General features: G+C 61.3%; 13 protein-coding genes. 4 read left to right on the top strand and 9 right to left on the bottom strand.

The features are described from left to right. Positions 1-388: 388 nt before the first annotated feature. Together DNK10_RS15820 and DNK10_RS15815 are read right to left on the bottom strand one after the other, a co-directional pair. Positions 389-808: a VOC family protein gene (locus tag DNK10_RS15820; protein ID WP_131192220.1), complete on the bottom strand. Its 420-nt coding sequence runs from the start codon at positions 806-808 to the stop codon at positions 389-391. Positions 809-859: 51 nt separating this feature from the next. After that, positions 860-1,048, bottom strand: coding sequence for a hypothetical protein (locus DNK10_RS15815; protein ID WP_131180698.1), 189 nt, complete (start codon positions 1,046-1,048; stop codon positions 860-862). A 579-nt stretch (positions 1,049-1,627) separates the two neighbouring features. On the opposite strand from DNK10_RS15815, the gene DNK10_RS15810 reads away from it, so the two are divergent. The 3 genes from DNK10_RS15810 (at position 1,628) to DNK10_RS15800 (ending at position 4,250) form a co-directional block, all read left to right on the top strand. Further along, positions 1,628-2,617 carry an aliphatic sulfonate ABC transporter substrate-binding protein gene (locus DNK10_RS15810; RefSeq protein WP_131192219.1) on the top strand — a complete coding sequence of 330 codons (990 nt, stop codon included), beginning with the start codon at positions 1,628-1,630 and terminating at the stop codon, positions 2,615-2,617. A gap of 78 nt (positions 2,618-2,695) precedes the next feature. Then, the gene (locus tag DNK10_RS15805) at positions 2,696-3,529 is read left to right on the top strand and encodes an ABC transporter permease (protein ID WP_131192218.1); all 834 of its coding nucleotides are present in this window, start codon (positions 2,696-2,698) and stop codon (positions 3,527-3,529) included. Between the two features lies 1 nt (position 3,530). Further along, a complete protein-coding gene (locus tag DNK10_RS15800; protein WP_131180662.1) occupies positions 3,531-4,250 on the top strand; it encodes an ABC transporter ATP-binding protein in 720 nt (239 codons plus the stop codon). An 87-nt stretch (positions 4,251-4,337) separates the two neighbouring features. On the opposite strand, the gene ssuD (DNK10_RS15795) is transcribed toward DNK10_RS15800, so the two are convergent. The 6 genes from ssuD (DNK10_RS15795) to DNK10_RS15770 form a co-directional block, all read right to left on the bottom strand. Continuing rightward, the gene (ssuD, locus tag DNK10_RS15795) at positions 4,338-5,474 is read right to left on the bottom strand and encodes an FMNH2-dependent alkanesulfonate monooxygenase (RefSeq protein ID WP_131192217.1); all 1,137 of its coding nucleotides are present in this window, start codon (positions 5,472-5,474) and stop codon (positions 4,338-4,340) included. An 81-nt stretch (positions 5,475-5,555) separates the two neighbouring features. Further along, a complete protein-coding gene (locus DNK10_RS15790) occupies positions 5,556-6,656 on the bottom strand; it encodes a sigma-54 interaction domain-containing protein (RefSeq protein ID WP_131180660.1) in 1,101 nt (366 codons plus the stop codon). Positions 6,657-6,663: 7 nt separating this feature from the next. Next, positions 6,664-7,851 (bottom strand): acyl-CoA dehydrogenase family protein, encoded by a 1,188-nt coding sequence (locus DNK10_RS15785; protein ID WP_131180659.1) that lies wholly within the window; start codon positions 7,849-7,851, stop codon positions 6,664-6,666. Next, entirely contained in the window at positions 7,848-9,005 is a 1,158-nt protein-coding gene (gene ssuD / locus DNK10_RS15780) for an FMNH2-dependent alkanesulfonate monooxygenase (RefSeq protein WP_131180658.1), read from the bottom strand. Before ssuD (DNK10_RS15780) ends, DNK10_RS15785 begins: the two co-directional genes overlap by 4 nt. A 1,154-nt stretch (positions 9,006-10,159) precedes the next feature. Further along, positions 10,160-11,011, bottom strand: a complete 852-nt coding sequence (gene sseA, locus DNK10_RS15775) for a 3-mercaptopyruvate sulfurtransferase (protein WP_131180657.1) — start codon at positions 11,009-11,011, stop codon at positions 10,160-10,162. Between the two features lie 137 nt (positions 11,012-11,148). Continuing rightward, complete coding sequence (locus DNK10_RS15770; RefSeq protein WP_131180656.1) at positions 11,149-11,427, bottom strand: peptidylprolyl isomerase; 279 nt, start codon at positions 11,425-11,427, stop codon at positions 11,149-11,151. Between the two features lie 585 nt (positions 11,428-12,012). Between DNK10_RS15770 and DNK10_RS15760 the strand changes: the two genes are divergently transcribed. Beyond that, positions 12,013-12,624 (top strand): DJ-1/PfpI family protein, encoded by a 612-nt coding sequence (locus tag DNK10_RS15760; RefSeq protein ID WP_131180655.1) that lies wholly within the window; start codon positions 12,013-12,015, stop codon positions 12,622-12,624. A 7-nt stretch (positions 12,625-12,631) separates the two neighbouring features. Here DNK10_RS15760 and DNK10_RS15755 read toward each other — a convergent pair whose 3' ends face one another. Next, positions 12,632-13,150, bottom strand: coding sequence for a thioredoxin family protein (locus tag DNK10_RS15755; protein WP_131192215.1), 519 nt, complete (start codon positions 13,148-13,150; stop codon positions 12,632-12,634). Positions 13,151-13,164 lie beyond the last annotated feature (14 nt).

Below are 13,164 nucleotides of genomic sequence, written 5' to 3'. Positions count from 1 at the left end.
CGTCTGTTGGACGACATGGAGGAGAGGCTTGCGCACCGAGAACAACTGCTCGAGCAGATGGCTGGAGCCTGATGATCAGGTGCCGATGAGCAGTAAGGCCTGCATTGCTAATGGCATGATCAGCATCCACTACGCCCTGCATGATTCTGCAGCCCGCTGTTCTCGATCCCTGGCTGAGCCGGGTTATAGGCTATTCCCAATTGTTGTAGATGATCTTCGAAAACACTAATGTACTGGCATTTTGATGCCAGGCATTCTCGGTTCTCACTGAGCCCGCCGCGTGTGGCTTTTTCCGTCTGCAGAAAATCCAATGCCCGAATCTCTGCCGAGAAGGCAATGTCACGATCACCGGCTCGCTGATCTGCTGCATCTGGATGTGGATCAATGGTTACTTTTCAGGTCGCACGGGTTCATGAGGATTGGTGCAGAAAAGTGCCACCTTGTTGCCATCTGGATCGCGGAGATAACCGACAAAGAAGTTCGGGCTGTAGGCCTCGCGAAAACCGGGTGAGCCTTCATTCACTCCCCCATGGCGCACGCCCTCTGCATGGAGGTCGCGTACCTCGTCCTGTTTCTGCGCTCTGAACGCGACCATGCTGCCGTTGCCGACCGTTGCCGGCTTTCCGTCATAAGGGGTGGTCACGTGAAACGCCCCTGGGCCATTCTCGCGATCCTCAGTGCCAGGAAGCGAGTAACACAACTGACTTTCCCATCGCTCCACTTCGTATCCCAGTGGAACCAGGAGCGCGTTGTAAAAGATCTCTGCGGCGCGTAGGTCGTTGGTGCCTATCATGGTGTAGCTCAGCATGGCGTGCATCTCCAACGGTTTTGGTTTCAGGCCGGGCTCTGGATAGGGTGCTTAAAGCGATTCCAGCACCTCGGCCTCGGTCAACAGGCGTTCTCTGATCTGATTCAGCACACGATAAACAGCATCACGATCTTCATGTGAGAAGCCCTCAGTAGAGAGGACTACGGCGTCCGGTGGTGCACTATTGATCAGCTCCGCTACGTATCTGCTCGCGAACGCTTGAAGCTTTGGCTTTTCCATGAGACATCCCCAGCCCGCCCAAGAAATATCAATAGTAGTACAACCTAAACTACTGACTAAGCCCGCCACGTATGGGTTTTTGATGCCCTGAGAAAACCTATGGCAACCCTTACGCCAGCGCAGCTGGTTCGCATATGCCGGCACTCGTGCATGCCCGAAGACGCCTGGTACGGCGCGAAAGTGCGTAATGGTAAAACTTGGTTGATCGAACTACAGCCCCTCGCCGCTGAAGGGCAGGTCAGCTCGCCTCACCGCGCTTTGCCTTCTGCCCGCATAGGGCGCTCATGGGCAAGTCGCAGTGATCAGGTATTTGATGACTGCATTTGAGAGGCTTTGAGGTCAGCATGGCGAGATGGCTGACATTACAAATGAGCTACGCGCTCAACTGTTTGCCCGGCAACAGTGGATTAACACATTGCCTGTGGCGTGGCAGGTGAATGCGCGAAAACCCACGGAAACCGGGCCCAGGGCGCTGGCACGACTGCTGCAATGCTCTGCACAATCGCGGAATTGATCCGAGCGACGCTTTCAGGGCGACCTCAGGAGCTGTTCCGCTTCTGTCCCTGTCAGGAGCATTCCATGCGCCAATCCCGCGTCGCCAATTCGTTCGTACGGCTGCTGGCTTTAGCCGCTACCGCCTTCACCCTGTCTGCTCCGCTTCAGGCGGCGGATCTGCCCAAGGAGCTGAAGCTCGACTATGCCTATTACTCACCGACCAGCCTGGTGCTCAAGCGCTTTGGCTGGCTGGAGGAGAGCGTTGGCCCCGATACCAAGGTGAGCTGGGTGTTCAGCCAGGGCAGCAACCGCTCCCTCGAATACCTCAACAGCGGCGGTGTGGATTTCGGATCCACCGCAGGATTGGCCGCCGTACTGAGCCGCGCCAATGGCAGCCCGATCAAGACCGTTTACGTCGCCAGCCGCCCGGAGTGGACGGCACTGGTGGTGGGCAAGGACTCGCCGATCAAGACCCTGGAGGATCTGAGAGGCAAGAAGATCGCTGCCACCAAAGGCACCGATCCCTTCCTGTTCACCCTGCGCAGCCTGGCCACGGTCGGCCTCGACAAGAACGATGTGGAGCTGGTGCACCTGCAGCATCCGGATGGCCGCACCGCCCTGGAAAAGGGTGACGTCGATGCCTGGGCCGGTCTCGACCCGCTGCTCGCCGCCAGCCAGTTGCAGGCCGGCTCGCGCATTCTCTATCGCAATCTCGACTTCAACAGCTACGGCGTGGTGAGCGTTACCGAGAAGTTCGCCAAGGAGCATCCGCAGGCCATCGACAAGGTACTGGCAGCCTACGAAAAGGCGCGCGAATGGGCCCGTGCCAATCCCGAAGAGCTCGCCAAGATTCTCTCCGAAGAAGCCAAGCTGCCGCTGGAAGTAGCCAAGCTGCAACTGCAGCGCACCGACTTCAGCAACGCCCAGCCCGGCTCTGAACATGTCGCAGCGCTCAAGGCTGCCGCACCCATCCTGCTCGAAGAGCAACTGGTGCGCCGTGGTACTGACGTGAACGCCGTGGTGGACGCACTCATCGAGCCGGCGTTCGGCAAGCAGGCCATCGCCGCCAAATAAGGCGTGGATGCAGCGCTTGTCGCCATTCTCTGCGGCAAGCGCTGTGTTCATGTCGCTTCAACAATCGGGGAGCCTTTCATGACAATCAAGAGCAAGTCGCTGCCGGCTTTGCGCAGTTCCCCATGGAAACCGGGGTTCGATGCCAGTGCCTGGCGTCGGCGCGCCAAGGGATTGGTCATCCCGCTGCTGCTGATCGTGTTTCTGGAAATCGTGGTGCGCATCGGCTGGATTCCGTCCTATCAGATGCCGGCGCCCAGCGAGATCGTGCTGACCCTGCATGAGCTGGCCGAAGGGCCGCTGTGGGGGCATATCGGCGCCAGCCTGGCGCGGGTATTCGCCGGTTTCGCGATCGGCGCCGGGCTGGCCCTGCTGGTGGCCGCCTGGGTTGGCCTGAGCCGTGAGGCTGAAGCCTATCTGGAACCCACTTTCGCCGGGCTGCGGGCGATTCCCAGCCTGGCCTGGGTGCCGCTGCTGTTGCTCTGGCTGGGCATCGACGAGACCTCCAAGGTGGTTCTGATCGCCATCGGCGCCTTCTTTCCGGTTTACGTCAACGGCGTCGCGGCAATCCGCAACATCGATCGCAAGCTGGTCGAGGTGGGCCAGATGTATGGCTTCAGCTCGCGTCGTCTGGTCTGGCGTATTCTTCTGCCGGCTGCGTTGCCCGGGCTGATGACCGGCTTGCGCAGCGGGCTCAGCCTGGCCTGGATGTTCCTGGTCGCCGCCGAACTGATCGCCGCCACGAGGGGGCTCGGCTACCTGCTCACCGACGGCCGGGAAACCTCGCGGCCGGATATCGTCCTGGCCTCGATCATCGTCCTGGCACTGCTCGGCAAGCTCAGCGACGGCCTGTTGGCCAAGCTGGAGCAGCGTCTGCTGGGCTGGCGTGATGCATTCACTGGCAAGGAGGTTTGAGATGGCTGCGTCATTGCTGGATATACGCGTGGAGCGCAAGAGTTTCGCTGGCGTGACCGTACTGCAGAACGTCGGTCTGTCCCTGGGCGAGCGGGAGATCGTCAGCCTGCTGGGCCCCAGTGGCTGCGGCAAGAGCACCTTGCTGCGTATCGTCGCGGGGCTGGAACGTGAGTTCAATGGCCGCGTGCAGCTCGGTGAGCAGGGCGGCGACGTCTCTTTCGTGTTTCAGGAGCCGCGGCTGATGCCATGGCTCACGGTGGAGCAGAACATCGGTTTTGCCGACGACCGCGACTACGACCGTGAGCGAGTGGCGCAACTGATCGCCGAAGTGGGGCTGGATGGTTTCGCCAAGGCGCTGCCCAAGGAGCTCTCCGGCGGTATGGCGCAGCGCGTGGCCCTGGCCCGCGGGCTCTATTCGCGGCCGCGGGTGTTGCTGCTCGACGAACCCTTCAGCGCGGTGGATGCCTTCACCCGCATGAAACTACAGGATCTGCTCCTCGAGCTTGCCAAGCACCATGCCATCGCCCTGCTGGTGGTGACCCACGACGTGGACGAGGCGCTGTATCTCAGTGACCGGGTGCTGGTGATGGGCAGTCGCCCCAGCGGCATCCGTCAGGAACTCATCGTCAACCTGTCGCGTCCCCGAGACAGACGCGATGGTGAACTGTCGCGGCTGAAAGCCGAAGCGCTGACCGAGCTGCACCTGGCCCATGCGATCTGAGTATCGTGTCTGGTGAATGATGATTCCGGGCAGGGCTCTCCAACTGGCAGATCCCGCCCGGGATGTGTCACTCGTCCATGGGCAGGATCAAGCCGCGTTCTCCTTCTTCTGGCCAGCGCGGATATCGAAGGCGCCGCCGGTAAAGGCGTCATCAACGGTGACCTTGCCTTTGCCCGGCAGCAGCGGAAACACCAGTTCGGCGAAGCGGTAGGCTTCTTCCAGGTGCGGGTAGCCGGAGAGCACGAAGCTGTCGACGCCCAGGTCGGCATATTCCTGAAGACGTGCAGCTACCGTTTGCGGATCGCCGACCAGTGCCGTACCTGCACCGCCGCGTACCAGGCCAACGCCGGCCCACAGGTTGGGCGCCACCTCCAGTTTGTCGCGCTGGCCGCCATGCAGTGCCGCCATGCGCCGCTGACCTTCGGAATCCATCTTGGCGTAGTTGCTTTGCGCGGCGGCAATGCTCTCGTCGTCCAGATGACTGATCAACTCGTCGGCCGCCGCCCAGGCGGCGTCGTTGGTCTCGCGCACGATCACATGCAGGCGTACGCCGAAGCGCACCGTGCGGCCATAGGCGGCTGCCCGGGCACGCACGTCGGCGATCTTCTCGGCCACTGCCGCTGGCGGCTCGCCCCAGGTCAGGTAGGCGTCGACATGCTTGGCTGCCAGGTCGTGGGCCGCGGGGGACGAACCGCCAAAGTACAGGGGCGGATAGGGAGTCTGTACCGGTGGGAAGAAGTTCTGCGCACCGCGTACCTTGAGGTGTTTGCCATCGAAGTCGACGGTCTCGCCTTGCAGCAGTTGGCGCCAGATGCCGAGAAACTCGTCGGAGGCCTCGTAGCGCTGATCATGATCGAGAAACACACCGTCCGCTTCCAGCTCGGTGGCGTCGCCACCCGGCACCACGTTGAGCAGCAGCCGGCCGCCGCTGGCCTGGTCGAGGCTGGCCGCCTGGCGTGCCGAGGCGGTGGGGTTGCCAAGCGAGGTGCGCAGGGCAACCAGCAGTTTGATGCGCTGGGTGACCGGCACCAGGCTCGCCGCCGTGACCCAGGGATCGAGACAGCTGGCGCCGGTTGGGATCAGCAGGCCATCGTAACCGAGCTGATCGGCGGCCACCGCGATCTGCCGCATGTAGGCGTTGGTGGCGGGGCGTCCGCTCCCGGAGTGGCCCAGGTAGCGGGTATCGCCGGAGGTGGGAAGAAACCAGAATATGTCCAGGCTCATGAGTACATCCTTTACGCGATTGTGGGCGGGGAAGGCGATTCACGCCTCCGTCTATCGCATGCTCGGCATGGGCATCGAGTGTCATATCGACAGGTTGATGACCCGGTTGCCCTGCGAACTTTGCGCAGGTTTTCGTTTGTTGACGACCAGCTCGCCAATCGCGATCAGCCGGGCCCGCGTGACGTTGCGCGTCAGCCCCAGCAGGCTGGCGGTATGTACCTGGTTGTAGTGACTGAAGCGGTAGGCGGCCCTTAGCAGGCTATCTTCGACCTTCTCGTGAAGGGCGCCGCTCTGCTCTTCGAACAGCCGCTGGAACGCCCGCTGCAACAGGGCCTCGGCGGACTCATCGACGGGCGGCGTGCCATCCTGGCGTTCGATGCGCATGTTCGACAGGCGCAAATCGTCGCGCTCGATCACACCGGCGCGGCAGATCAGCAACGTATGGTGGATGACATTTTCCAGCTCACGGATGTTGCCGGGCCAGCTGTAGTTGACCAGCTTGGCCTGTGCCTCGTCGGTCAGGCGTACCTCGCCGTAGCCCAGGCGGTTGCTGTAGGCCGTGATGAAGTGACGGGTCAGCGGCAGGATGTCGCCAGGGCGCTCGCGCAGCGGGTGCAGTTGCAGGCTGACTACATTCAGGCGGTAGTACAGATCCTCGCGGAAATGCCCGGCGTTGATGGCCTTTTCCAGCTGCACGTTGGTTGCCGCCAGCACCCTGACGTTGATCGGAATGCTTTTGCGTGAGCCCAGGCGTACCACCTCGCGTTCCTGCAGAACGCGCAGCAGCTTGACCTGAATGGGCATCGGCAAGTCACCGATCTCGTCGAGGAACAGGGTGCCGCCGTTGGCCTCTTCGAACCAGCCGGCCTTGGCGGCCAGGGCGCCGGTGAAGGCGCCCTTTTCGTGGCCGAACAGCTCGGCCTCGACCAGCGATTCGGAGAAGGCTCCGCAGTTGACCGCCATGAATGGCCCGTTGCGCCGGCCGCTGAGGTTATGGATATGCCGCGCGACCAGTTCCTTCCCTGTACCGGTTTCGCCGATTATCAGGACGCTGGCCTCGCTGGGTGCGACCTGTTGTAAGTGGGCGAGCAGCGCCTGCGATTTTGGGTCTTCGAAAACCTGTGCGGTTGCCCGAATCGAGGTAGCCAGTGCGGGAGAGGGAGGAAGCGTCAGCAGCTGCATGGTTATCCTATGAGTAGAAGGTTGGCGTGGGGCGTGTCTGGTTGAGAGCCCAGTCGCCCAGTTCCTGGATCTTGTAGTCCACGGGGTCGTGCAGGGTTTGCGTGCGTAGGTTGCGCCAGTGCCTGTCGAGGCGCAGCGAGGCATGGGTGGCGCGAGCACCGGTGACTTCGAACAGGCGGTTGCAGATATCCAGGCCAGTACGGCTGGCTGCCACCTTGGCGGTGGAAATGGAAATGGCCAGTCGAGCGCGCTCTTCGGCGCTCAGGGCATGTTCCTTGCTCCAGGCCTCATCGAGCTGCGCTGCGGCACGTTCGACGAGCAGGCGCACACCTTCCAGGCCGACCCAGAATTCTCCGTAATGGCGCAGGATGTACGGATCCTCGCTGGTGTGCTGGGCCTTGGATCTGAACCACGGGCGACCCTCCTTGAGGGTGTAGTGGCGTGCGTCTTCCAGGGCACCTTCGGCGATGCCGAGAAAGATGTGGGAGAAGTGCAGTTGCGCGATCAGCGGCCTGAGGCAGGCGAATGGCGTACTCAGCGGGCCTGGGTCGAGCAGCAGCTCCTCTTCCTCGACACGCACCCGCTCGAAGGTCGCGCTGCCGCTGTCGGTCTGTCGCTGGCCCATGTTGTTCCAGTCGTCATGCAGGGTGATGCCGGTACGGCCACTGGGGATTGCGGCAATCAGCAGTTTGCCCCCGGCGCTCTCGTCGACGGCCGAGGCGATCAGCATCTCCGAGTCGGTGGCGCCCGAACAGAAGCTCTTCTTGCCGGAGAACTCGCGCCAGCCATCGAACTTCTTGACGATGGTTCGGGTGTCCAGCGGGTTCAGAGCATTACCCCAGAACCAGTTCTTGCGAGCCGTCTGCTCGTACCAGGGCTGCCATTGCTCTGGGCGGGAGAACAGGCGCACGGTTGCCAGCATCAGGTGCTGGAAGCCGAAGACATGGGCGATGGAGCTGTCGACCTTGGCGAACTCACGCACCACCCCCAGGGTCTCGGCCCAGCTGGCGCCCACGCCACCGAACTGCGTCGGGATGCTGAGTGCAAGCAGGCCGCTCTGGCGAATGGCGTCGCGCTCGGCCTTTGGCGTCCCACCTGCTTCATCGCGTTCGACAGCGGTTTCGGCAAAGCCGGCCGCCAGCTTTCGCGCGGTTTGCAGTGGGCTGAGAACTGCAGTTTTCTGATGGGCACTCACGCGTTGCTCCTCGCGGTCTGGGTACTGGGCAGCACGTCGTTGGCGATCATTTCGCCGAATGGGCCAGTGAGATTGGTGATGCCACGCCCGGCCAGGCTGGCATAGGGCTCGGGTAGAAGAGGGAAGACCAACTCGGCGAAGCGGTAGGCTTCCTCGAGGTGGGGGTAGCCCGAGAAAATGAAGCTGTCGATGCCGAGATCGGCGTACTCCTTGATGCGAGCCGCCACCTGCTGCGGGTCGCCGACCAGTGCGGTGCCAGCGCCGCCGCGTACCAGGCCCACGCCAGCCCAGAGATTGGGGGCGATTTCCAGGCTGTCGCGGCGCCCACCATGCAGGGCGGCCATGCGCCGCTGGCCTTCGGAGTCGAAACGCGCGAATGACTTCTGCGCAGCCTCGATGGTTTCGTCCGAGATGTGTTCGATCAAGCGATCTGCAGCTGCCCAGGCTTCTTCCGCCGTTTCCCGGACGATCACGTGCAGGCGAATACCGAATTTAAGGGTACGACCATGTTTGGCGGCGCGGGCGCGCACGTCGGCGATTTTCTCGGCCACCGCGGCAGGCGGTTCGCCCCATGTCAGGTAGACGTCGAGCTGCTCGGCGGCAAGCTCATGGGCCGCCTCCGACGACCCACCGAAGTACAGCGGCGGGTAAGGGCGCTGCAACGGTGGATAGAGGGCTTTGGCGTTATCGACCTTCAGGTGCTTGCCGTCGAAATCCACGGCTTCTCCCAGCAGGACTCGACGCCAGATACGCAGGAATTCATCGGTGACTTCGTAGCGCTCGGCATGGCTCAGGTGAATGCCGTCGCCGCGATTTTCGTCAGGGTCACCGCCGGTGACGACATTGATCAACAGACGCCCGCCTGACAGGCGATCGAGGGTCGCGGTCATGCGCGCCGAGACCGTAGGCGAGATGATCCCCGGACGGATGGCGACCAGATAACGCAGGCGTTCCGTCATCGGCGCCAGAGCCGAGGCCACGACCCAGGAGTCTTCGCAGGAACGGCCGGTTGGAATCAGCACGCCGTAGTAACCGAGGCCATCGGCTGCCTGGGCGATCTGCTTGAGGTAGTTGAGGCTTACCGGGCGGGCGCCCTGACTGGTACCGAGAAAGTGGCCGTCGCCATGGGTTGGCAGAAACCAGAAAACGTTCATAGGGCTGCCTCCCGCTCATTACGGGCCGGGCATCGGGGAGCATGGGGCGAGACCGTTGACGGTCTGCGCTTGATCGTAGGGTTGATGCGGCGAGCAATCATGTACGCGTCCTGTGACAGAGCCCTGTGAACAGGGCGGTGCACGCAGACAGCAAGAGCTGTACCAGCATCATTTGCCACGAATTACGGGGCCTTGAACCGCCTGGATAAGTGTCAGGTGTTTCTCTGCCAAACGTAATGTTGTGCAACTGTTGATGAGGCAACAGTTGATGGGCGTACAGCACAGATGCAGAAAAAGGTCGGATGGCGCAGGGCATGGCGTGCTCGTTCGAGTCCTGTTCATCAGGGTTATACGAGCAATGGCTTATTCTTCAAAAGAATTTGAATGGATATGGTTATAGCTGTTTTCGATGTCTAGATGTTGATTCTGTTTCGAGATTTTTGATATTAATTCTATAAATATCATGTATTTATATGAGCTATTTAATTATTTTTCGAGAAAACCTTGTCTGAGCAGTGAGGCGTGTTCGTAACTGACTTGGCACCTACCCCCTTATGAGTTGAGCACGTGAAGATGATTGCTCCTGGAGTTCTCATCATTTGGCGGCATTTTCGGCGATTTTTATGCCTGGGTGTCTGTCCTGCAACAGTACTGCGCTTTCTATGAGTTGTACCTACTGCGGCTCCTTTCCTCTTTGAGGGTTTCGATTTCTCCTGTCTCATATCAATGTGTAAATCGTTTTTTATCAATAGGATATAGCTGATTTATAAAGAAACTATCACCTGATTTGGCTCATTTTCGCCGGACGCCACCCTAGGAGAAGATTTCCCAGGCACGCAATGCGATGCGTCTGGTGGCTTAGCCGGACTGATTCGCCAGCGCATCAGTGCCTGGGTTCTGCAAAGGATCGAATGTTTGAATGCACATGGATGTGCGCAGGCCACTCTTTCACCGTACCGCCCTGATCCTCTCGGGCGTGATGTTCCTCAACCCTGTTGTGCCAAGCCGTAGAGGAGTTGCAGGCGTTACTCATGATCGCCGCTCTTTTGACCCGCTAGCGAAGCGCATTCAAATGAGGATCGGGCGAGACGATTGGAACGGCGCATAGCAGGCTGGCGCACATTTCCCTCAGGGATACATGCGCGCCAGGCGTATCAAACGACCCCAGTCGCTTTGGGCGTGTCCTGGCGGCCGCCCCATTCTGTCCAGGAGCCGTCGTACAGCGCGGCCTCGGGCAGGCCGGCGACCTCCAGGCCCAGCAACAATACGGCGGCCGTTACGCCACTGCCGCAACTGGTGATCACGGTTTTTTTGCCGTCGACACCGGCTTCGGCGAACAGGGCGCGCAGCGAGTCGGCTGGCAGCAAGGTGTGGTCACTGCGCAGTAATCGGCTGTAGGGCAGATTGTGGCTGCCTGGGATATGGCCGGAGGCAACGCCTGGACGTGCTTCCGCGGTGCTGCCGTCGAAACGATTGGCGGCGCGGGCGTCGAGGATCAGGGTGTCGCGGTGGTCGATGGCTTCGAGTACATCGCCCAGGCCCCTGAGCCTGCGGGTATGCACATTGGTCTCGAAGGTACGCTCAGTGACAGCGGCAGGTTCGCCGGTTTCGCTGGGGCGGCCTTCGGCCAGCCACTTGGGCAGCCCGCCATCGAGCACGGCAACGCGCTCATGACCAAAATAGCGAAACAACCACCAGGCACGGGCAGCGGAAAACAGCCCCTTCTGGTCGTAAACCACCACGCGGCTGGCATTGTCGACGCCCTGGGCTCCGATCAGCCGAGCGAAACGGCCTTGGGATGGCACGGTGTGGGGCAGCGGCGTATCGGGATCGGAAAAGGCGTCGATATCGAAGAAACGTGCGCCGGGGATGTGCGCCTTGAGGTATTCCTCGTGGCCGTTCTTCGCTTCGTTGGGCAGGTAGGTGCTGGCATCGAACAGCACCACGTCCGCGGCATCACCCTCGCGGGCGAGCCATTCGCTGGTGACCAGGGGGCCAAAACTCATCCTTCCATCTCCTTTCGTCTGGGGCGGCATGCGCTGAAATGGGAACAGTCTTGCATCCTGCCAGCTTGGCAGGTGCGTCGCATCCGGTTGTACCCCAGCTTCGCTAGACCGTTTTCACCTATGCATAGACAAGCACGTCAGTCGCGGAAGAACACCTGCACCAGGTGATAGCCGAACTGGCTCTTGATCGGTCCATGGACTTCGCGAAGCGGTTTTTTGAAGATTACCTGGTCGATGGCGCGCACCATCTGGCCGGGGCGCACTTCGCCCAGGTCGCCGCCTTTTTTCCCAGAGGGGCAGGTAGAGTGCTTGCGCGCCAGCACATCGAACGCCTCGCCCGCCGCGATACGTTTCTTCAGACCAGCAGCTTCCGCTTCGGTCTTGACCAGGATGTGGCGGGCCATTGCCTTTGCCATGACGGGGCACCTCATTTTTACCGGGCGCGTATTGTGCCAGCATTTGCTGCACCATCAGAACAGCATCGCTTTTCCGGCTCATGCTGGCTGGTATATCAGCGAATCTGGACGTTCTCTCCAGTCAGGGTGGTTCCGGTTTCCATCTTTCGACCGGCGCACCGTCCTGCGCCAAATTCAATGACGTGAGCAGCCGACCGTCAGGGCATCTGAGCTCCGGCGGGCTCACTGTATGGGAATAATTGCCCGGTTCTGTGCTTAGCGCGCAAGGCCCCATGGCCGTAGATTCTGCCTAGGGTCTGTTGACGTTTCACGCACGGCCGCGCCGGAGCCCGTTTTTGCGCGAGGCAAGGCACGAGATGCGAAGTTTGGTGGGCCAAATGAGCCATCGAGTAACGCCGCATCGCGCAAAAACGGGCCCGGCCCTGCGGGTTGTGCGGGAAATCTCGCCATGCGTTGTTGGAGGACTTGGCAAGGGAACAACCATTCCCTGCGTCCTCCGCCTAGCCTGGCGAGATTTCTCGCGGCAACGCGGCTCGCGTTGAAACGTCAACAGACCCTAGCGTTTAATTTCCCGGGAGAAAGGGCATGCGCATTGCCGTACTGACATTCGATGGTTTCAACGAACTCGACTCTTTTGTCGCCAGCGCGCTGTTCAACCGCCTGCGGGATCGCGGCTGGCAGGCGCAGATTACCTGCCCTGGCGAGCAGGTGATGTCCATGAATGGCGTGCAGGTTCAGGCCCAGCAGTCGCTGGAGTTCGCCCGCGAAGCGGATGTGGTGCTCTTTGGCAGCGGCATCAGAACCCGCCAGATTGCCGAGGACGCCCGTACCCTCGAACGCCTGCAACTTGACCCGCGAAGGCAACTGATCGGCGCCCAGTGTTCCGGTGCCTTGCTCATGGCGCGGCTTGGGTTGTTGCAAGGGATACCCGCCTGCACCGATCTGACTAGCAAGCCTTGGGTGATCGAGGCGGGCGTCGACGTGCTGAACCAGCCATTCTTCGCACGTGGCAACCTGGCGACGGCGGGCGGCTGCCTGTCCGCGCCATACCTGGCAGCCTGGGCCATCGCGCGCCTGGCCGGCGAGCAAGCGTGTGCCGAGGTTCTGCACTACGTGGCGCCGGTGGGCGAAAAGGAAGACTTCGTCGAGCGGGCACTGAATGTGGTTCGCCCCTATCTGCTGGAGTCTGCTGCCTGATGGCCACTCAAGAGCGGGTATGCCCCTCGTGTGCCTCGATGATCGTCAGCAGATCATCCAGCGTGCTCTCCAGGTAACGGCCGGCACGGTAGTCAGGTTTGATCGCCTCGCCGCCGGCAATGACCGCCTGCGGCTGCTCGACGAAGCGGCCGATCGGCTCGAAGCGTTCGTCCAGTACCACTACCAGCGGAATCGGGATACGTTCCAGGTTCAGGCGCTCTTTCAGATCATGCTCGGCACGGCCCTTGGATACGATCGCCAGTGCTACGCGAGGTTGCAAGCGCTGCAGGTGATCCATCGCCGTGAGGTTGAGCTGGCAGTCCGGGCACCACATCTCAGCAGCCGCCAGCAGGTAATAGCGGCCTTCCACGGCCTCTAGCCGCTGGTAGATGTTGGGGCTCAGGGCGTCTTCGGCATTCAGCAACTCCTGTGCGGTCTGCACTGCGGCAATCTCGGCGGGCAATCCGCGGCTGACGAAGGCATCGAAGCGCTCGCCGATGGCGAATAGTGCCTGAAAGGAAGTCATGCTCAGTTCTCGTG

This window comes from Phytopseudomonas daroniae, assembly GCF_004327275.1.
Taxonomy (GTDB): Bacteria; Pseudomonadota; Gammaproteobacteria; order Pseudomonadales; family Pseudomonadaceae; genus Aquipseudomonas; species Aquipseudomonas daroniae.
Note: the sequence above shows the minus strand (reverse complement) of the source record. Positions and strands in the feature narration are given on the sequence as shown.